Source organism: Schlesneria paludicola DSM 18645, from assembly GCF_000255655.1.
GTDB classification, from domain to species: domain Bacteria; phylum Planctomycetota; class Planctomycetia; order Planctomycetales; family Planctomycetaceae; genus Schlesneria; species Schlesneria paludicola.
In genome coordinates, this window is sequence record NZ_JH636434.1 from 178,545 (window position 1) to 201,212 (window position 22,668).

General features: G+C 56.6%; 6 protein-coding genes. 3 read left to right on the forward strand and 3 right to left on the reverse strand.

What is annotated here, in order from left to right; translation table 11 throughout:
• Nucleotides 1-8: 8 nt before the first annotated feature.
• Together OSO_RS47285 and OSO_RS47290 are read right to left on the reverse strand one after the other, a co-directional pair.
• A complete protein-coding gene (locus OSO_RS47285) occupies nt 9-5,291 on the reverse strand; it encodes a type I polyketide synthase (protein ID WP_083842748.1) in 5,283 nt (1,760 codons plus the stop codon).
• Entirely contained in the window at nt 5,288-14,650 is a 9,363-nt protein-coding gene (locus OSO_RS47290) for a type I polyketide synthase (RefSeq protein WP_010581741.1), read from the reverse strand. The genes OSO_RS47285 and OSO_RS47290 overlap by 4 nt, the downstream gene beginning before the upstream one ends.
• Nucleotides 14,651-16,425: 1,775 nt before the next feature.
• On the opposite strand from OSO_RS47290, the gene OSO_RS0101070 reads away from it, so the two are divergent.
• Together OSO_RS0101070 and OSO_RS41650 are read left to right on the forward strand one after the other, a co-directional pair.
• Nucleotides 16,426-17,547: an HlyD family secretion protein gene (locus tag OSO_RS0101070; RefSeq protein ID WP_029246526.1), complete on the forward strand. Its 1,122-nt coding sequence runs from the start codon at nt 16,426-16,428 to the stop codon at nt 17,545-17,547.
• Between the two features lie 608 nt (nt 17,548-18,155).
• A complete protein-coding gene (locus tag OSO_RS41650; protein ID WP_010581744.1) occupies nt 18,156-19,733 on the forward strand; it encodes an efflux transporter outer membrane subunit in 1,578 nt (525 codons plus the stop codon).
• Nucleotides 19,734-19,960: 227 nt separating this feature from the next.
• On the opposite strand, the gene OSO_RS0101090 is transcribed toward OSO_RS41650, so the two are convergent.
• The gene (locus tag OSO_RS0101090) at nt 19,961-20,554 is read right to left on the reverse strand and encodes a sulfotransferase family protein (protein ID WP_010581745.1); all 594 of its coding nucleotides are present in this window, start codon (nt 20,552-20,554) and stop codon (nt 19,961-19,963) included.
• Nucleotides 20,555-21,173: 619 nt separating this feature from the next.
• Between OSO_RS0101090 and OSO_RS41655 the strand changes: the two genes are divergently transcribed.
• The gene (locus tag OSO_RS41655; protein WP_010581747.1) at nt 21,174-22,634 is read left to right on the forward strand and encodes a DUF3748 domain-containing protein; all 1,461 of its coding nucleotides are present in this window, start codon (nt 21,174-21,176) and stop codon (nt 22,632-22,634) included.
• Nucleotides 22,635-22,668 lie beyond the last annotated feature (34 nt).

The following is a 22,668-nucleotide window of genomic DNA, read 5'->3' on the forward strand; positions in this document are numbered from 1 at the left end:
AAACAGGACTACGGGCGCAAGCAGAGTGCGAGCACGCGACCGTTGTGCACTCGGTAATGGACATCAGAGATCGTGACGCGGCTATCGCTCGCCACGGCAACCGCGGTAACGGGTGGATTCGAATCACCATCGGTTTTGCTTTTGGACACTGCCGCGGACGAGGCGACGGCGGGCATGCTGAGGGTGAACGCTCCCACTTCAGACGAGTAGCCGTGGAAGTGAACGTGGTCCCTCCCCTTTGATTGCAACGAAGGGCATGCCTGAAGGAATGCCAACTTCGCGGCGTGGGCAGCCCTCCAGAACAGGTCGTGCGACACCCCATCGCGGACCGCGATTGCGGAGAGTTTCACTTGTTCGTCGGGAGTAAACTTCTGCTCGATCCACGTTTCGTCACTTGGACGAAGCGATTCGACGGCGAGGCCAATACCGTGGAATTCCGTCGTGGGGGCCGCAACGGACACGACGAAAAACAGTTCGTTTGCAACCTGAATCTGCAACTTGGGGCCCTCAGAGTCGCTCACCCGCCATGGGCCTGTGGGATCTTCGGACACGTCAATATCGGCGAGTCGTCGTTTGGAGTCGACAAGCTGTCCCACCGCCTCTTTGACGGCTACGCGTTTAAGAAGCCAGGTCGCCAGTTGAACCGGAGCCAAATGAAGTTGCTCAACGGCGCGTCGCTCAGCGGGACTCAGGACCAAACCGGCGAGGACCTGCGCCCAGTGTGATCGAACGAGCATTGTGTCGCCGGCACCTGTGACTTCCGTGATCTGACAGCGATCGATACCAGGCACGCCCGCAAACAATTCGTTTCGGGATGTCGCCAATCGCATCGGCCACTCGGTCAACGCATAAAGGTAGAGTTCCAGTGGAAAGTCAACTTTCTCTTCGGCACGTCCCAGATATCGCATGACCGCTTGTCCGCTGGCCAGACGAACCTCGGTGTTCGAGATCAGCTTGTCCGTCGACTGGTCGACCATGGCATTCGCGATCATTGGTTCGTCCAACCAGGCGGCATCAGAGATCTCAAGACGCTCAATCGTGTTCGGAAAGGCCAGCGTCGTGTACCGACCAATCCGTCGGTAATTGGCGTTCACCAATCCCGCGATCTGTGATGACGTATCAATCAGTCCGACGGGTAACGCGAGGGCGCTGTTTGGCCAGTCTCGCAGAAGCTGAACGTTTGGTTGACGAACCTGCGTGCGAAGTCCATTCGGTCCGAAGTCTTCGAAGTGGACGATCCCTTGGAACGAAGGCCCGTGATAGATAAGGTGATCATAGACATCGTTCGACGCCCAAGGTGCAGGTGCCTGCTGGAGGTCTGGGAAGCGAGGTGCACCCAGTGTGCGTGGACGAGGCTGCAGTTCGACATGGCCCGAGGCGACTTCCTCGTTACCGTCAACATCCGCCACGAAGATTGTGGCGCGCACAAGTCCTTCTTCGATCGTTGTCGCTTCGATTCTCACGCGACGAGACTGTTTCGCGCAGGTCAGCCATTTCATCGCCTGAATATCGGTGACCGCCGAAACCGTTGCGTCTGGGAACAGCGTCAATGCCCCTTCCGCCATCAATTCAAATGTCATGGCCATTGGCATGATGGGCAGCGCCCGCAACTCGGGGTGGTTCTTCGAGACCTTTCGACCGAAGAATGTGTGGTCCCCCAGGAAGGGATGCTTGGCAATGCTGAGTTCCGCTTCGGCCACAAGTCGTTCACCTGATTTGAACTCGAGAACCGTTTCAATGAACGGCCAGGCGCGAGACGGGCCCTGGTTCGAATGAGGAGCGTTGCGAGTGGGAACGGCAACTGGAGGGGAAACCGCTGGCGCCTGGGCGATGGCGCGGGGTGACTCCACTTGTGCGACGTTCTTGCGGGACGTTTCTCGTGGTTCAATCCGTGTGATGGGGGCCAACGATGCTTGAGAAACTGTCGTCTGCGGATTCAAGACTTCGGCGATGCGTGGACGCGGCGCATCTACGGTCCGCTGACTCAAGACCTGTAACCTCCCGGCAACTCGATGCTGCGCGTACGCAGCCGTGACGACTTCCTGTGTCTTCAAAAACTGCAACATCGTTGCCTGGAAGTCAGAAATGGCTCTCGTCCGAGTGTCGTGCACGTGATTCCGCGACGTCGCAATAACAGGTAAGGCCTGCCGGGCGGGCTCGACTGCTCGTACCGCAAGCGGCTTTCCGTTTGAAGCGGCAGACACCGCCTCCAGGTTGGTCGTCGCAGCCGTCTTCGAATGGAGTGGGACTTGCCGATCGATCACCGGCCGGCCTTCCGCGTGACTCACGTTCGAGCGGGATGGATTCGAGGCTGGAACAGAGAGGGCCGGTCGCGTTTCCGACACGGGTGATGCACCAGCTTCGGTGTGCGGTTGCACATTGCGATCGATTGATTGCCACCGATCGGTCACTTCGTCCGTCAGTTGGAAGTCCGGTAGATCGGTTCGAAGCACAGGTTCGGGACGTGGTGCAACAGGTGGCTGCGCAGTCAAATCAAATAGTTGCGGCGACCGTCGACGGTAAAGTTCATCGAGTTTGACCGAGACGCCTGCGGCAACCAATTGTCCAATCGCGTGACAAAGCTGAAGCAAATCGGGCTTATTCGTCGCGCCCAACGAGACAACGGTATGCGGCTTGTCCCCCAAGATGTCGGGAATGAACGCCGCAAGGTTTCCGCGTGGCCCAACGTCGACAAAAACTCGGACGTTGGCGTCATACATCGCTTGAATCGTTTCGCGGAACCGAACCGGGCTGTACCACTGCCGAACGGCCAGTTCTCGAATTCCCGCCGGGTCATTCGGAAAACGCGCGGCGGAGGCACAAGACCACAGCTCAACCTTCGGAGTCTTCAGATCGAGAATGTCGATGTAGCGCGCCACGATGTCGGCGGCGGGACGAAAGGCAGCCGTGTGATACGGCCGGTTCCACGGAAGTCGTTGGCACAATCCCCCTTTACCTTGAAGGCGATTGAGGACCGTTGCCACGGCGCGTTCGGAACCGACGAGAATTTTTTGATTTGGGCAGTTGTCCATCGCGACTTCGACCTGTCCGTCGCTCGCCTGGACTGCGCGGTTCAATTCGTCTTCCGGCACTCCACCTGCCGAAAATAATGTTGCCTCAGGAACGATTTTTGATTTCTCAAGCTCGCAGGCCGAGTCAACTCCCTCGGCCACGATTCGAGTTAGTCCTTCCGCAGTGGTGGTACCGCATGCACCGGACGCCAGCAACGAGGCGTATTCACCGCTGCTGTGACCGACCATCGCATCGGCTCGCACCTCGAATCGATCCATCAGCCGCAATAGCCCACGCGCCGCGGCGGTGACGGCCGCGACAGCCGTGTCCATTTTGAAGAGTTCTGACTCTGCCTGGCCGGCATTGTTCGGTTGGCAATAGATCAAGTGGGAGAATGGGCGACCTCGCTCACCGAGTGCACGCGCCGTCAGTTCAAACTCTTGACGCACTTCCGGATACTGGCGGCACAGGTCGCCCAGCATGTTCACATACTGGCAACCTTCGCCCGGGAACATGAAACCAACACGTCCCTGCGTGGCGTGCGGTTCTGCCTGCCAGAAGACGCCGCCTCGGTCATTGATTCGTGAACGTTCCTGTTGCGCCAAAAGTTTGGCTGCGTGATCCAACTTCTGGATGAGGTCAGGAACATCCTTCGCCACAAGTGAAACACGGACACGATCAAGGTCATGCATTGCGCAGCTATACGCGATATCCAGCAGGCTCGCCCCGGATGCGGCTCGCAACCACGTTGCCAGTTCGACAAGTCGCTTGATGAGAGCCTCTCGAGACGCGGCGCTCACGACGACGAGTTCACAAGGCCAGTCACGTTCGAGTGTCGGAGCTTGCAATTCGTCGTGCGAAACTTCCTCCAAGAGTGCGTGGGCATTGATGCCGCCAAAACCAAATGCATTGATACCCGCCCGGCGTGGGGTATCGGTGCGATGGTGCAACCAGGGTCGTGCTTCGTTTGCCAGGTAGAATCGCGATTCGGAAAGCTTCAGGCTCGCCTGTGCAGTTTCTGCGTGCAGCATCGGTGGAATCACGCGATGGTACAGAGCAAGTGCCGTCTTGATGAGTGCGGGAACACCAGAGGCCGGCAAGAGATGCCCCAACATCGATTTGACACTTCCAAGCGCGATATCTGGACGACCATCGGCTGGTGCACCAAATCCTGCTCGCAGCGATTCAATCTCGGTGGCGTCGCCAAGGGGAATACCCGTGCCGTGTGCTTCGATCAAACCGACGGTCTGTGTCGAAACGTTGGCTTCCCCGTACGTACGAGCGATCGCGAGTTGCTGTCCTTCGGTACGAGGAGCCAGCAAGCCGACCCCTTTTCCGTCCGACGAGATTCCAATCGACTTGATCACTGCGTAGATGCGATTGCCATCGCGCTCGGCGTCGCTTCGGCGTTTGAGGACGACCAGTCCGCAGCCTTGTCCAAGCAGCGTGCCGTTTGCCTCAGCAGAAAACGGTGCAATCTTGCCCGTTTGGCTGAGTGCCTGCAGTTGGCAGAACATGACATGGACGGGGCCGGGTGTCGAAACTTGGCTGCCACCGGCAAGCACCGCGTCACACCTTCCGGCGCGTAGCTCGCGAATCCCATGTTCAACCGCAATCAACGTCGACGAGCAGGCCGCGTCAACATTGTAGGCAGGCCCCATAAGGTCGAAGCGGTTTGCAATCCGACCGGCCAGGGCACTGTGCACCAGACCCGGAAAAGTGTCCGAAGTCGAGGGAGGCAAACCTCGTCTCAGTTCCCCACGAATATAGTCAAAATCCTGCTCATCCCGCTGCGGCTCAAGATGACGCAAAACCTGGATGACTTGTTCGACAGAGATGGATCGTTGATAAACCGTTGCCCAACCGCGGTTGAGGAAGATCCCGCGTCCGAAGATCACACCAGTCTTGTGACGATTCAGTGCCAGTTCGGGGACTCCGGCATCTTCGAGCGCTTCGTAGGCACAGCGCAACGCGATGAACTGGTCTGGCTCGGCCCCTTCAATGTTCGTCGGCGGCACACCGTACTTGATCGGATTGAAACGGCAAAGATCGCCCAGGAACCCACCCTTCGTCGTGTACGTCCGATCGAACCCTTTACGACTTGGATCGTAGAAGAAATCGGGATTCCATTCAGGAGGGGCATCCGTCACACAATCGACTTTGTGAATCACGTTCTGCCAAAACCGCCCTGGGCTGTCGGCTCCGGGAAACATACACGACATCCCCACGATGGCAATGTCTTCGGGGCTATTGAGACTTGAGCTTACTAGTGAGTTCATCGTACACCCCCAGCAATCATGCCACCGACCTTCGAACTGCCGACGCCCTCGAGACCGGACACATGTCCAAGCAATCGTCCGTTTCGCACGATCCACAGATCGGCTTGATACGAATGAGGATCGCTTGTGCCTCGCATACGTAGACGCAGGGTCACCGGTTCCGTTCCGATCGATTCGTACGCGTGATAGCGTCCCACTCGAACGGGCAGCATCAGCGATTTGTGTACGAGCTGCGACCAGACCAGCGCGAGTTGGGCGCCCGCATCGATGACGATTCCATCGATAAGCCAGGGTTCTTTCGTGACATGCCCAACGGCATCAGAAGGACCGCATGGTCGAACGATGGCGTCAAACCCTTGCTCATCGCCACCAATCAGCTCATCAATGATTTGGAAAGTCGGGCCATGGAACAGCATGTTCTCGTAGACTTCGGAGATGGTCACCTGAGTCGGGGTCAGTAGTGATGCCAGCTCCGGCGCCACGGGCGACTCGCGAGCCGCTCGCTTCATTCGAACCTGTGCTCGATAGAACGTGCGAGGGCTTTCATCAAGTGTGATGAGGATCTTCCAGTCCGCCGTGTCCTGCTCGAACGCAATTCGTTCTGCGTTGACGACAATGTCCTGCCGATTCTGTTTCAGAATGATTCCCGCCAGCATGTGCAGATCATCGACACTCGAAACATGCCACTGTGGTTGCCCCGCCATTGCTGTTTCGGCGGCGAGCGAGAGAACCACTGCCAATGGAACGACAGGATGACCGTCAATCACGTGATCGCTCAGGAACTTCTGCTCGTCAGCTTTCAACACGACTCGCGCCGTGATGTGGCCATCGGCGTGGCGTTCCACGTGCTGCCCGGCCAACAGAGGTGTCTTGACCTTCAAGAGTTCTGGGGCGCGTTCGTGAGTCAGTGATGGTCTGTCCTTTGGCGCCGCGCCAGTGGCGTGATTCCATTGAGAACTGGCGACCCATGGCCCGGGACCAAGAATGATGCGAGCGCCATCGCGTGGAGTCGACTGAATCTCACGCCATGCGGCAGATCGTCCCGCCGCCGGATCGATCAAAGCGACGCCGTTACCTCGCATCTTGTCAGCGACCTCAGGCGTGACCATTCCCACATCGGCCCAGGGGCCCCAGTTCAGCGAGATGACTTTTGCGTTGGTTCGAAGTTGCAGCCGCCGCCCGCAACGGTTCAGGATTTCATTCGCGGCAGCGTAGTCACATTGCCCGCTATTCCCGAAGAATCCCGAGACAGACGCGAACAGAACCACAAGTCGTAACTGGTCTGGCGGCAGGACATTCAAGATTTGAATCAGTGAATCCACTTTCGTGGCCATAACCCGATCAAACGATTCCGTCGCCTTGTCCTTGATCAGCCGGTCCTCAATGACTCCGGCGCCATGGATGACCGCGTCGATCTTGCCGTGCCGTTGTTGCACATCTGCAATGATCTGACCGAGGCTTGTCGCACTGCGAACGTCGCACGAGTGATACTCGGCTTTCGCTCCGCATCTGGTGAGATCTGCGAGCGTCTGTCGAATGGCACGACCGCTCTTGATCCGACTGAGTTCACTTTCGATTGCACTGACCGCCAGGGCACGCCCTTGCGACTTGAAGTCGGCGACGATCTTGGCACGGAGCGAGGGATCACCCGTAATCGATGATGTGGATGCCGATTCGACGGAATCAGGGATTGCGGATCGGCCAAGCAGGATGAACGTCGCCGGAGTGTCGCGGGCCATTTCTTTGACAATTTCGGCGGTGATGCCCTGCGCCCCACCAGTGACCAGCACGATGCTGTTACTGGTGATCGCAGGTTGGCCAACGTCTGCGGACGCGGAATCTCTTGGCTCGGCGATGACGGTCATGCGTTTGCCATTGCGGTGACCGATCTCAACAGGCCCTGCGGCGGAAAATTCTTGCAGCAGCAGTGATGGATCAACGCTGTTGTCGAGATCGACGGCGCGAAAGGCGTGTCGTGGCCACTCTTCCGCGGCGACTTTCAGTAATCCTGCAATACCACCTCGCCAGGGACGACTGCTCTCATGATCCTCATTTGTTCCAAAGTCTCCACCTCCATAGGTCGCCGCCAGGACACGGATCGAGGGGCCGTCGTGCTCACCGAGTTCCGGAAGAATTGATTGCAGCAAGTGCAGCAGACCTTTGACTTCAATGCCAGAAATGGACTGCCAGTCATCCGGCGAGATCGACGGAAAGGTGGGGGCATCGCCCGCTGCGACGAGATGGAAGATCCCGGCAATTCGGCCGTACTGCGCTCGCGCCGTAGCAATAGTGTTTTGAAGTTGGTCGCGATTGAGAAGGTCGTCAGCAGTTAACCTGACCACGGGGTGAGGACCTGGCTGAAGGCCCGTCGCGAGGGCATCGGCGAATCCCCGATTGTCATTTGTGATCAGGATCGCACCGGGACCGCATGGGACCAACTCGGAAGGGAACGGGACTTCGACGCAGACGGCCACGCAACGTGGACAGGTCTTCGGCTCGTTGACATCGTTCTTTCCCGCAGACGCAGGAACTTGCACGGTTGACGCTGATGCATTGTCTGGTTTGGCGGCATTCGCCGTATTCGGTGTTGAAGATGTCTTGTACGCGTCGCACGCACATTGCACGATCTCTGCCATCGAACGTGCCGTTGTCAGTTTTTCGACAAATCCGTCTCCGGGGTCGGGAAGATGTTGCAGGGCCGACCGGCGAAATGCGGAAATGATCTCGACTCGCTTGATCGAATCGATTCCCAGATCAGCCTCAAGCTTGGCAGCGGCGTCCAGCATCTCCACGGGGTAGCCGGTCCGATCGGCGACCAGTTGAACCAGCGCCAAGAGCAGATCGTCCGCATCCAGCGCGAGTGCCGCCGCCGAATCCGTTTGAACATCCGCACCGCCCACGGGGAGTAGCGGAGCCGATGCAACATTCGAATTCGACGACGACAACACTCGCAGGACACATTGGACAATGTCGTTCATCGAACGCGATGCCGTCAGTTGTTCCATGAAGTCGCTGGCACCCCCTGCTGTCTGCGGCAATGCCTCGCGACGGAAGGCACCGATGATCTCAACGCGTTTGATGGAATCGATTCCCAGGTCGGCTTCCAGGTTCGCATCGGGTGGGAGCATTTCCACCGGATAGCCGGTGCGGTCCGCGACGATTTGTACGAGAGTTGCGAAGAGAGTGTCGGCCGAGAGGACGTTGCCGCTCGCCGATCCTGATTTCGCTGTCGAGGCAGCCGCTGCCTCGGAAGACGTCTGAGCCGCTTCTTCTGATGCAGGTGAGGCGACCAGATCCACCACGCAGTTAAGGATGGCCCGCAGGCTTTTCGAGGCCGTCAGGCGTTCCATGAAGTTGGCCGGTGGTTCGACCACGTCCACAAGCGAGTCTCGGCGGAAACTGCCAATGATCTCGACGCGTTTGATCGAATCGATACCTAGATCGGCCTCGAGATTGGCGTCCAGATCGAGTAGCTCAGTCGGATAACCTGTCCGATCCGTGACCACTTGCAACAGCGAATTTGTCAGTCGCTCCAGCGAGAATTTCGGCTTCGTTTCGGTCGGTGCGATTGGGGCCGCGGTAGGACTTGCGGAGTTCAATTCGACCGATGGTGAGATTGTCATGGACGCCGCAGGGGTCGAGACGAGTGTGGAGCCTTTCATGCCAGTGGGAACGGACACTGGAGTCAGTGATCCCTTCTCGCTCACCTCGTAGGGACTCGAATTGACGGGCAACTGAGGCGATGTCGTGTCGAATGTTGGTCTATCGAAAGGCGGTTGTGGCGGGATGACCGTTTGTGGCGTGCCACCTAGTAACGTCCGCATGACCGATTCTTGGGTCGTCAAGAATTGACGCATCGTTTTCTGAAACAGAGCGTAGGCATCGGGATCAAACAGGTGATTCGTTGAATCTGCTTCATTCGACGCGGTATCGGTTGACGCCACGACATATTCCATCGTGGGCGTCGGAGCGCTGGCATCGCTGATCGTCGAGTTGCTTGATGCCGGTGTCGAACTAGGTGCAGGAGGTGGCGAATTCGACACGGCTTCGTGGGAAAGTTCGGATGCATTCACGATCGATTGCGCTCCGTTATGAACGGTGATGTGACTTGGAGAGTTTTGGTGAAGGCGTATGATGTCAGTGTCATTGGGGCCTGCGTCAGAGCTCGTTGAAGTAACGAGTGGCCCCGCAACGCTCGCACCATCTCCCCCCACTGGCAATGGGATGATGTTCGAGACAGATTGCGGAACGCGGTTTCGAGTGGATGTTGCCGTGATCGGCGTTGAGTCGTCGAAGGACTCGATTAACTGAGACTGCGGTCGAGGAACGCGCGGTGGTTCTGAGGCGGGCCGGCTGTAGGCGCTATTGACCAACCAGACGTGTGATGCGTAAACGGGCGTCACCGAGGCGGGCAGTTGCTTCAGATTCAGAGGTTCAATGTTCCGATCTTCGTAGAATCGCTCAAGATTGACGGGGACTCCGTGTGCGAACAATTGTCCCAACGCTTGGCAGAGCGCTGTGACGCCATGAATTCCTGAGCGCTGTGTGTCCACCGCCAGATGGGGCCGATCACCAAGAATTTCGCCGACGAGGTTTGTGAGAACGGACCTGGGCCCGACTTCGACAAAGATCCTCGCGCCGTCACGGTATGCCGATTCAACTTCGTCGACCCAGCGCACATCGTGTCGCAACTGATCTGCAAGCAGTTCGCGAATTTGTACGGGATCATGGGGATATTGTTCGGCCGTAATATTGCTGTAAACCGGGAACTTGGGTGCCTGAAACGCGACATTCTCGAGTTCCGTCCGGAATCGATGTCGAGCTTCATCCATCAATGGGCTATGGAATGCCGCCGAGACGGGAAGTAAACGTACTGTGATTCCGACGTCGGTCAGCGCGTTCGTGGCCGCCGAGATTCCGATTCGCGTGCCACTAACGACGGTCTGTCGCGGACTATTACGATTGGCCAGCCAGACATCCGGAATCGTCCCTAACAGTTTCTGAACCGTCGCGGCGTCGGCAGCAACCGCGAGCATTTGGCCCGCATCCCGAGATCGAGGTGTGTCGACATCCGAGGTGGCGCCTTGCGACATCGCCAGACCACGGGCTGCCGCGAGGCGGTGCAGTTGCCCGGCGGACAGGCTGCCGGCGGCACACAGGGCGATCAGTTCGCCAAAACTATGACCGAGTGCCACAGTGGGCCGGACACCGAACGCTCGTAGCAATCTCAACATCGCCACCCCGCAGACTCCAAGAGCGGGCTGAGCGAACTGGGTGGCTTTGAGTCGTTCGACCGCGAGCGTCTTTTCGACGTCGGAGAATGGTGGTGGCGGAAACACACGATTGACAAGCGATTCGCCAAACAACGGAGCCAACACCCGTTCCGCTTCTTCGAACGTCGCAGAGACTTCACGGAAATCGACCGCCACATCGCGTAGCATGTCGGGCGTTTGCGAGCCTTGCCCGGGAAATACAAATGCGACTCCCGCCTGTCCCATCGGTTCGCGAGTATAGAAGATGCCCGTCGGGAGTTTATGAGTCGGGGATTTCCCGTCTGAAAAGGCCGCCTGCCATGCGCGGAGCTTGCTCAACAACTCTGCTGTATCCGCCGCGACGAAGGCGGCACGCCAACGACTATTCAGGCTGCCGTATCGCAAGTGCAAGGCATAGGCCAGGCGATGCAGCGCCGGTTGATGACCGGCAGCGAGAGCGGTTTCAAGTTGATCTGCGTAAGCCCCGATGACCGATTGTAAAGTCGATTCCGAATCGGTTCCGAATGCGAACAATTCGCTTGGCAGTTGCTGGCGAGTGCTTCGGCCCTGTACCGGTGCTTCAGGGCTGTATTCTTCAAGGATGGCATGAAAGTTGGTTCCGCCGAATCCGAACGAGGAAATTCCGGCCCTGCGTGGTCCGGTCGCTTTGATCCAGGCTCGCGTCTCGCTGTTGACGTAAAGGGGGCCTTCACCAAACCCGGCTTTGGGATTGGGTTGTTCGACATGCATCGTCGGCGGCAAGACACGATGCTGCAGTGCGAAGGCCATCTTGATCAGCCCGATGACACCCGCTGCGCATTTTGTATGGCCGATCGTGCTTTTAATGCTGCCGACCGCAGCAGAACGCGGCGCGGCACCCGCCGACTGCAAGAATGTTTGAAGTGCCTGGCATTCGGTCTGGTCACCAACCGCGGTGCCGGTCCCGTGTGCTTCGAACAACTCGACACTTTTGGGGTCGACACCCGATGACTCGTAGGCTCGCTGCAATGTGCGAATCTGGCCCTCCAGGCGGGGAGCAGTCATTCCTTTACTGCGGCCGTCCGAGCCGGCACCCATACCACGAATCAGTGCATAGATCTTGTCGCCGTCCCGTTCCGCGTCTTCGCGACGCTTGAGAATGATGGCGCCATGCCCTTCGCTGATGACGATTCCATCGGCTTGCGCATCGAAGACACGTGCACGCCCTCGAGGTGAGAGTGCTCCGGCGGTGGCGAAACAGAGATAACCCATCGAGTTCTGAATCGTGTCGCAGCCACCGACGACGATCATGTCACTGTTCCCGGACACCAGTTCATTGCAGGCCGCATAGACCGCGGCGAGTGATGAGGCACACGCCGCATCGACGGTGAAGTTCATCCCTCCCAAGTCGAAGCGATTGGCCACTCGTCCCGCGACGACGTTCAACAAGATTCCCGCGAAGCTGTCCTCAGTCCACTCAGGCAGTTGCTGCATGAGCGATTCATCGGGGTTTGTGAGAAACCGGGGTGCCATCGCGCGGAAGGAATACGATGCACCCAATTCTCCCGATCCACCGCCAACACCCAATATCACACTGGTTCGATCGCGCAAGGGGTTTGATTCGTCATAACCAGCGTCCCGTAAGACGCGTGCGACCAGTTCCAGCGCCAACAGCTGCATCGGTTCGATGCTTTTTAGCGATGCCGGTGGGATTCCGTACTTCAAGGGATCGAACGCGAGGTCTGCGACGAAACCGCCCCATTTGCTGTAAATCTTGTCACGGGCCTTCCGATCGGGATCGAACCATTTCTGATGGTCGAAACGATCGGAAGGAATTTCTCTGATGGGGTCGAGTTTCGAGAGGACGTTGTGCCAAAGGATGGAGGGATCGTCCGCTCCCGGGACCAAACAGGCGGTGCCAATGATGGCAATGTCGAGCGGGCGTGGCTCTTTGGCCGTCATGCGTGGGATCTGCCGCTGTGACGTGAATGTCGACAAGAGACTGGTCGCCCCATCACTGACCTCATGATGCAGATCTCGGATCGAGCACACTTCGTTTCGTAGGGCCGCGACCTGGCCCAGCATGTACATGCCTTGTTCGATCTGTGCGGCTTCGTCCAATTGATTCAGTGAGCTGTTCGGCTCGCTGCTGCGTGCGACGCCTTTTGCAGCAATTCGCAGTCGTCCCAGATTCAGGTGTTCCAGTCGCTCGCGAATTTCTTCGTGAGGCCATTTTTCAGCCTTCAATCGCTGTTTTTCAACTTCGAACAGTTGGACGAATGGAGTATCGGCACAGCGGATTGCGTGTCCGGGGCCACTCTCGACGACGACGGATTTGGCCGTTTGTTGGCAGATGCTTTGAAAGGCAGGCATGATGGCACCGCTGGTGACCGCTTCAGAGGTGAAGAGATAAGCGGTTCCCATCAATACGCCAATTTTCATTCCACGGTCGGCCAACGGTTGAGCTGCGGCGGCGACCATGGCCGCACCGAGGCCGTCGTGAATTCCGCCAGCAAATAGCACGTGAACTTTCGCGCATTCTTCAGAACTCAGTTTGGCACAGGCCAGAACCTGGATCATCAGTTCCCAGAGCACAAAGCTGGTACGGGGACCGACGTGACCGCCGCACTCGCGTCCTTCGAAGACGAACCGCCGCGCTCCGTCTTGCAAAAACGAATGCAGCATTCCGGGGGACGGGACATGCAAGTACGTCGCAATTCCACATCGTTCAAGGGACGCGGCCTGATCTGGACGTCCACCCGCAATCAGTGCGAATGGTGGCCGAATGGCTTCGATCACCGGCCATTGCTGGGCGCGGATCTCCTGCGGGACGAAACCCAGCATGCCCACTCCCCACGGGCGAGTACCCAGCCGGTCGCGAGTGGATTCAAGCAGTTCCCGGACTTGCGTTTCGCCCATCAGAGCCAGTGCCAGGAACGGTAGTGCGCCTTCGGTCGCCACGGCATCGCAAAATGTCGGCACATCGCTGACGCGGGTCATTGGGCCTTGCACTATCGGAAACTGTGTGCCATGCGATGCGGCCAAAGGTGATCCCGCCGCCAGGGCGTTCGAAAGGCTCGCTGCAGAGACTTGCTCGTCCATGGTGGATCGCAGCAGCCTGAGCGCGCGTCCAACGCTTGGCGATTTCGCGGCCCAAAGCGGTGCGAATCCGATGTCCTGGCCCGCCAGCCAGACGGGCTCGACCGCACTTGTCCCAACCTGCTCCGTCGTCGTCGCGCCATTCGCCGGGTCGGGCTCTTGCAACAGTGCGTCCTTACAGGCCACGAAGACCGATCGGTCGGCAGCGCGAGCCGTTTCAATGGCTGCCTCAAGATGCGGCTTGGCGGGCTGTCCTGGCTGCCAGTAGAAACGAAAGTAGTATCCTGATGTCAGCGTCAACGCAGTCGACTCGCTACCATCGACCGTTGCCAGACGACGACGCAGCTTTGAAGGCAGGGATGACTCACGCATCAGCGCCAACTGCCAATCGAGCATCACACCTTCGCATCCAGCCACGCGACAGGCGGAAACCGTATTCCAGCCAACCCCGCCCCAGGCAATGACTGGAAGATCCGTAGCGGCAAGCAGACGCTGCAGCAAAACGAACGTCGTCTCTTCCCCGACGAATCCACCCGCTTCAAAGCCTTTCGCGACCAGCAAATCGGCACCAGCGTTCTGTGCAGCTAGAGCCTCGCCGAGATTGCGGACAACAATTCCAACCCGCGAGGACACACGGCGACAGCGGACGACATTGGCAGAGCAATCCGTGTCTGGTTCATTTGGCGCAAGAAGAATCACGTCGCAATAACGGGCCGGCTGCGACTCAGAGGTCGCCTTGTTCTGGTTGACCTCGCTGGTCTCCAGTTGCGAGAGAACGGATTCCTCCGGCTGTCTCAAGGGACACTGAAGAATAACTCCAATTCGATTGGTGAGGCCCGCAGAAAGTAGTTGATCCACTGCGACGGGAACTTGCGACCAATCGACCCCCGCAGAAAGATTTAGAAGTCCAGTGGCGCCCGCTCGCGCGGCAACGAGTGGCAAGCTCGCGGCAACCTGTCCCGGAAGGGACGCGACAAGAAACTCAAACTCAGTGGATGTTCGGCGTGCATTCGGGGACGCTGCTCGCATCGGCAAAGCCTTTCCTTGTGGGGCTGACAGAGTGAGTGCTGGTGTTCTGACGGCGGGGTTCGTTGTGTCGGTACGTCACAGCGCAACGGCAGTGCGTTCCAATCAAACCACTGACGAGTTGATTTCTGCCTGTGTGCCAACCACCTGTTGCACTCACGAGGACTGGAACCGCACCGATACGGCAACACCATGACGTCGTGCGACCAGGACGCCTGTCACTTACTTTGACTCGTGAGTGGACATCTGGCTGGGCAAACGTGGTTGTCGGATTGATTCAAGGACTCGGATGTTGCGACTGGATGAAATGGTCTTATGGTGAAAACCGCCGAGCGCTGCGGTTGGAAGGGCTTTCGAAATACGATTCATCGTTGCCGTTGCGAGGCGAGGATTCGTTCAAACGCGATCTGATTGCATGTCAGCGTGTTAAATGGGTATGCAACCTTGCTACAGCGATGTTTAACTCGAAATCAGGCGAACGAGTGCCCTCAACACAACGGTATTGTGTCGGCAACAGACAAATAGCTTGCTTAAATACGATTTGTAAAACGAAGCGATGATGGAAACATCAACGAGATCGCACTTGTTGAGTCAAGTGCTTAGTTTTGAATTGTCGCGAGGACTCGATAAACAATATGTGAATCAAAAAGAACAATGAGTACGTATGCCGAACCATTTATAAATGCTGGCGAGAGCGACATGTGTCGGTACGACGTCTCTAGCCGTCGACAAGAGAATTCATTCGTGAGGCCGGCGCGGAGTTGCGTTCGCATTTGGCCCCTCCAGTTTCCTACGAGAGCAATCCGATCGATAAAAGCGATGGTAAAACGAATATGACGAGCGTGGTTGCGTGGAAGTCGGTGTGGGTCTCATGAAGCCGGACCAGGACAGCCAGGCCGAGTTTTCAGCTGTGGAATGCGAAACGAAGAACTGGAGAGAGTTCGAATCGACTGGCGGAGCGTGGGGATGGTCGCGTTAGCAGCGAAGAAGGCAGATTGGAGAAGGGCAGTGACCCGTGTTTGATCGCATGTCGCGATGCGAGGTCTCTGTGGCAATGCGAAAATGCAGTTGGCGTGCCAAATCGCACTCCGCACGTCCATTTGCGCAAGGTCTTCCGCAGACGAGATGCCGGAAGTGCAATGCAGCAATGCATTTTGCAAAGGAAGAGACCTAGCACAGACAAATGTGTTCTGCACATGCCTAGGCGTAGCCGGCGCTTCCGATGTTGCAAATGCGAAACATGTGCGTTTCCGATTGTAGACATCGCCACGTGGAAATTGACATCCAGCACGGGGATTGACACATCTGGTCTGGGACACCGTTCACAAGAACGGGGGCTGGCACATGTTCTCGCGTTAAAGGAAAGGTTTACCCTCGTCAATGAACTGTGGTTTCCAATTCTACTTAGAATATGTGCCTGTCCGAATTCTCTTCGTGTCCCCCTCTCTTCGGTCCGTGAACGGTTGCTTCCTCCGTTCTTCGACGGGGATCGGTTGCTCAATGAAAAGCAATGTCGCAAAGAGAATCAAAACAATGAGGTGCTGTAGTAACAGGAGTTTATAAATAAAAAACTGATAGATTCCAGTTGACTGTGCATCAACCTTCTATTCACACTATACAGACCTTCCTGCGCGGGACATCGAAGTCACCTGCCGCGTCACGTTGTTCAGCGGACGCAACTCCTGCCATTGGCAACTGCGACGACCTGTCGCGTCCAGTCGTATCCGCTCCAACGTTCCATCAACAATCAATCATCCACGACTTTGCGAGATTTTGCCATGAATCTACGTTTTGGCGGCACACAGTGGTTGAACTATCCTGTACGAATCGCAGTTGCCCTTGGTGGCGTTGCGGCGGGATGTTTGCCCTACAATTTCGAGATTTGCGGGCACTGCCACATTGTTCCCAGGTCCGAAGCAGGGCTAAGGTCGCAATTGACCGATGAGATCGCAATGGTCTACGTCGGGGACGGTGATCTCGTCGATGCCGGCTCGGTTGTCGCGCGACTCGTGGGACGTGACGTTGATGCGGATTTCGCAAAAGCCAGAGCAGACGTCGAATACGCCACGGCGTTTCTCAAGCAAATGCAGTCTGGGTATCGTCCCGAAGATATTGCGGCAGCCGTGTCCAAGCTGGAGAGCGTGACAAGCCAATTGTCATATGCGGAACAGCAAGTCGATCGAAACTCAAACTTGCTGGGAAAGTCGGCTGTCGCGCAAAGTGCCTATGAAAAGAGCATCAGCAGTCGTGACTCACTCAAATCCGAAATGGCGGCAGTGAAAGAGAACGTTTCAAAATTGCAGGCAGGCTATCGCCAGGAAGAAATCGATGAAGCGAAGGCGAAACTGGCGAAGGCTGAGGCGGAGCTGCAATTGCAGACAAAAAAGAATGCGCTGAAAGAAATCAAAAGTCCGATTCGCGGAACAATCTGCAAGCCAGCGATTGAGGCCATTGCGGGACACACCGTGGTTCCGGGAGATCTGATTGCCGTCGTTCAGGATCGAGAGCAACTCTTGGTTCAAGTGATGGCGGACGAGGCCGCGGCGTATCACGTGAAGAAAGGGATGCCCGTCAAGATACGGTTGTGGGGCAATTATGGTGGGCTCATTACGGGCCGAGTCGAACGAATCGTGGCGACGGCCGTCGACGAAGGAAAATTGGCGACAGAAGGATTTCGTACCGATCGCGAGTCGACGTTGATGCAACAACGCTATCCAGACAGCCATTGGCGATACATTCAAGTGATGGTCAAACTCGACGAGAACGCCGCACGCGAATCACTGATGCCAGGCATGACCGGCGAAGCGCGGATCGTTGTTGCAGAAGATTCATTTTGGGGAGCGTTGACACGGGACCTGGGGCGACTGGTGCTCGTCGAAGTCTGGTCATGGTTGCCGTAGCAGCCGCTGAAGTCACAGGAACGGGATCCGCCGTGGCTAAAAAACACCATGACATCGTGAATGACAAGGTGGCTGCCCCCACTTTCGTCGCTGGATCATTCGCCCCAACGAAGCTCCAGAGGACCTGTCGGCGATGCGCACGCACCCGTCGGAAGTGAATGAGTGTCTCACAGGGGGATTTGGCTTTGATAAGTCATCACTGACGACGTCGCAAAGTGAAGCAGGCTGAATTTGCCGAACGACGACATGCGATGGCGATCTTCCAAAATTCGGCCAATGCGCGTTGTCGTACTTGCCTCAATCGACAAGTCTCTTCTCGACAATTCGATGACTCCCGTTCCAATGCGGCGATGTGCGGCGGCTTCCGCCGACGCATTCGTTGAGGTTTGCGGGTTCGTCGATCTCTTCGCGTTATGCCGAATTCAACCGGTTGTATGTGATTTTACGTACTGAATTTGCGCGATCAATTTGAGTCACTCTTCGACCGATCTTTCGAAGTAGACAAACCATCGAAAGGGCATTCGACTCCTTTCACCGCATTCGCGCCTGCCTGTTCCTGACTTACCACCCACAATCAGTTGCATTCGTTGGAAAGGAGTCCAGCCATTGTGGCTGACGTATCCACCCATTCGAGCTTCGTGTCTCCATTACGACGGTTCCTCGTCGCGTCAATCCTTTTGGCATTTGTTCCTCAGGGGTGCACGACGGGCGTAAAGCGTTATTTTCGGCAGGGGCTGAAGGTCGGGCCCGAATACTGCGAGCCCTCTTCACCCGTTGCGGTTGACTGGATTGACGGTGACGATCAACGCGTTGCCACCGACCGAGCGGAGGCGGCGGCATGGTGGACCGTTTTCAATGATCCCGTCCTCAATGATTTGATCCAATCGGTCTACTGTCAGAATCTCTCTTTGCGACAGGCTGGTTTTCGAATTCTGCAAGCACGTGCGACACGCAATATTCGCGCGGGGAATTTGTTTCCACAGCAGCAGGGCATGTATGGCGACTATCAACACAATGCCTATAGTAAGAATCGAGCCAATACGGGAAATATCCAACACCGCTTTTATAATCAGTATGACGCAGGCTTCAATATGGCCTGGGAGCTGGATTTCTGGGGCCGATTTCGTCGCGGGGTCGAAGCTGCAGATGCAGATCTCGACGCATCGGTCGACGACTTTGACGACGTGCTCGTGACATTAATTGGAGAAACGGCCGCAACCTATGTCCATATTCGAACCTACCAGCGAGCCCTGAAACTCACCAAGGAAAATTTCGAACTTCAGCGAAAGACCTACGAGTTGGCCAAAGCACGCTACGAGGAAGGGGCGACCAGCGAACTCGATGTCGATCAGGCGATGGCAAATCTCTCGCGGACGTCATCGACGATTCCAGAACTCGAAATCGTGCTGCGCGAAAGCGTTTTGCGACTATGCACCTTGAACGGCACTCCTCCCGAAGACATGCTGAAACAAATTGGGGAAGGTGAAATTCCGGTGGCTCCGCCGCAACTGTGCGTAGGAATCCCCGCCGAATTGCTGGAACGACGACCCGATATCCGTCGGGCAGAGCGTTTGTGTGCATCGCAGTGCGCACTGATCGGGATCGCCGAATCCGAACTGTATCCACACCTCGGTGTCGCAGGTTCGATTGGTTATTCGTCGAAAGGATTGAATAACTTTCTGGCATCCCCATCATTCATGTCGACGATCTCACCTGAGTTTCAATGGGCGATTTTGAATTACGGTCGATTGAAGAACGGTATTCTGCAGAATGAAGCGAAGTTCAAAGAGTTGATCGCCAATTACCAGCAAACTGTTTTACTCGCACAGGAAGAAGTTGAAGACGGACTGATTTTACACATCAAATCATGGCAGCGCGCCAAAGATCTTGATCGGGCCGTTGCAGCGTCGAAACGATCCGTCGAGATTTCCCTTGCACAGTTCGAAGACGGGGCGGTTGATTTCAACCGTGTCGTGCTGGTCGAGCAAAATCTGATGCAGCAACAGATTGAAGAAACCAGTGCCCAGGGAAATATCGCTTTGGGAATGGTGAAAGTCTATCAAGCACTCGGCGGCGGTTGGGAACTGGGTGTGGACCAGACGGAAGAACTTCGATGTGGAAAGGTTCGACTGCGCAATCCCGATGGCGATATCGAAGGTGAAAGCGAATATGATTGCCAACCGTGACAACAAGTCCGTGTTCAGCGATCCAAGCAAGATTGAAGGCAAAGGGCCCTGCCTTCATGGAGGCATTTGAGCAGCCTATTGATACCACGGGGGCTCGCTCCGTACCGAGTCAAATACACCAGGGTAACCGTTCACAATCCCCCTCACTTCGGACTGTGAGCGGTACAACACCATGACATCGTGAAAAACAAGGCCCCCTCCCCCTTTCCCCCGATATCACCGGACGACTAGCGAGTCACGGACGTCTCTCGACGATTGCGATACAAGCCCATATCGATGACGTTGCACATGTCGTCCAGATTCAATCCCACGTTGAGAAACGCTTCGATTTCCGCCACAACAGGTCCCGTCTCCAGCACGATCCGATTGTAATCGACGTTCAGCACCGAAAAGTTTGGCTGTAGTGCCAACCATTTGTCGGTGCGGGCCAGCTCAGCTTTGAACACCGCGGCCATTTGCTCGTCAGCAACGTGATCGTCCAAATCTTCTCGTTTGAGCATTGTACGCTGTGAAGCAAGCACTTCACTGATCTCGCGTCGCATCATCAAGACTCGATAGTGATTCGTCGCAGGCAGATCGTACAGCAGTCGATAAACCATCTTGACGGCGTGCCCTGGCGCTTTCGCTAACCACGATGGATCCTGCTTGGTTCGTTTGACGGGCTCGAATTCGTAGTAGCCCGCAGGATTATCTTCGTTTGCGATGCGAATATGATCGATGAGCGGAGGAAGGCCCCCCGCTTCCAGCATTCGCATCATCATGGATGTGCCGGAACGAGGAAGCCCGCTTACGATCGTAATGACCTCATTAGTTGTGTGCATGCGATGTCTCCACAAAGAAATTGTCGTTGAGGGCTATAGTGCCATTGGAATGGTGATCGAAGTCACGGGAACTGGCGCTGGCCAGATTCGAAAACGCGGTGATGATGGTGGTAATGTTATTGCGCATTCCAAGGTGCCTGACTTGTTTGCTTTAACAGGCAACGAGGGAATCTTTAGGATGGACGATGCGGTCTGATTTGATGGGCTGCAGGCGATCAGATTCATGGAATACAGTTCGCTGCGAATGACCTGAATTCATAGATGAATCGCGGCAGAGTGCCTCTGGTCGTGTAGATAAACAAAACTAGCCACGGTGCGCCAGCGATGTCAACAACGATTTTTGGGTCAATGACCTGATTTCGGGATCTTGGATTTGAAATATGAGAAACGGGGATTTTGGTTCAGACAACGTCGTGATGTTTTCGAATTTGGGCGGAGCCAATCCCCATATTTCAACGGGCCACGATCTTTGATCCGCTCACCCCTCGGACGACTGTTGCACGATCAGAATGAGTCTGACATCATCCCCGCGTGAATTAGGCCTGCCGTCAACTTATGGAAGCAATGTCGATCTAACGATGCTTCGCGGAAACCAATCACGAATGCAGGATTGATGCGGATGTGGCGACGATCTGATCGGTGCGACGAATCGATCGCCGCGAGATGTGTGGGGTTCTTACTCGTGGTGCTGGCAAATCACTCGACCTCTGGTGCTGATTACGTGAATCCAATCTTTGGCGAAGAACGGCAGATAACACGCGGTGCCGGTGGACGCATTCTCACAAACACGGGGGTCTGGTCGCCCGACAGCCAGTGGCTGATTTATGACGTCCGCTCGGACCCCGCAGGAGACAAGTTCGACGGTGCACGCATTGAAGCGGTGCATGTCGAATCGGGGGATGTGCGAGTCGTCTACGAGTCTCAGAACGGAGCGAAGTGCGGGGTCGCAACGTATCATCCTCATCAACCGTTCGTCGTATTCATTCTGGGGCCCGAACATCCCACCGCTGACTGGAGGTACGGACCGAATCATCGACAGGGTGTTGTCGTGGATACTCGAAGACCGGGAGTGTATTCGCGACTGGATGCCCGAGATCTCGTTGCGCCGCCGACTCCCGGTGCCCTGCGCGGGGGAAGCCATGTTCACGTCTGGGACTCGGACGGAGACTGGGTCGCCTTCACATATAATGACGCCCTGACGGAACCCGGACTACGCGACATTGGTGTGGCGGTCCCGAATCAGAAGGTGCAGGTCAAACCAGGACACCCGCGGAATCATGACGCCGACTGGTTCTGTACCCTGGTCACTCAGACTGTTCCCAACCCACGTCCTGGCTCGGACGAAATCAAACGAGCCAACGAGGAAGGCTGGATTGGAAACCGCGGCTACGTTCGCGCCGACGGGACACGCCAGCAGCGCTCCATCGCGTTCCAGGGCCAGGTCGTCACGCAAGCCGGGCTGGAGGTGACGGAAGTCTTTGTGGTCGACCTTCCCGATCAACTGCCCGTCGATGTCTCGAAGCTCAATCAACTCACCGGGGCAGGACGTCTAGAAACACTGCCAGGGGTGAGTCAGCGCCGTTTAACGCGAACGGCCGATCGTCGTTTTCCGGGGCTTCAAGGGACTCGACACTGGTTGCGCAGCGCACCGGACGGTTCTCGAATTGCCTTCCTGATGAAAGATGACACGGGTGTTTCGCAGATCTGGACGGTCTCCCCCGCAACGGGTGAGATGAAACAACTGACACGAAATGCCTTTGACATCAGCTCTGCCATGTCCTGGAGCCGTAATGGTCGTTGGATCGCCCACAGTATGGCAGGCCATGTCTGCCTGACAGATTCGCGAACAGGAGAAACGCGTCCGATAACCAAGCAATCCGCAGAGTCGGATGTGGAAGCCGAACTCAAGCCTGCATTGCCGCATCCTTTGGGCGAAGTTCGAAAAGAGGCCAGCGTCATTTCCCCCGATGGTTTGCAGATCGCCTTCGTGCGATCAAAGGGAGACGGCGATGCGACGACAAACCAAATCTGCGTGATTGACCTCGATGCGTCCCTGAACGGAACGGATCGACATCAATAGGGTGGATCACTTGTCGAATCGCGACCGTTTCGGA

What these genes read in the sequence shown, in the direction of transcription:
- OSO_RS47285 (WP_083842748.1), bottom strand. Translation starts at nt 5,291, where the DNA reads ATGAACTCACTAGTAAGCTCAAGTCTCAATAGCCCCGAAGACATTGCC.
- OSO_RS47290 (WP_010581741.1), bottom strand. Translation starts at nt 14,650, where the DNA reads ATGCGAGCAGCGTCCCCGAATGCACGCCGAACATCCACTGAGTTTGAG.
- OSO_RS0101070 (WP_029246526.1), top strand. Translation starts at nt 16,426, where the DNA reads ATGAATCTACGTTTTGGCGGCACACAGTGGTTGAACTATCCTGTACGA.
- OSO_RS0101090 (WP_010581745.1), bottom strand. Translation starts at nt 20,554, where the DNA reads ATGCACACAACTAATGAGGTCATTACGATCGTAAGCGGGCTTCCTCGT.
- OSO_RS41655 (WP_010581747.1), top strand. Translation starts at nt 21,174, where the DNA reads ATGTGGCGACGATCTGATCGGTGCGACGAATCGATCGCCGCGAGATGT.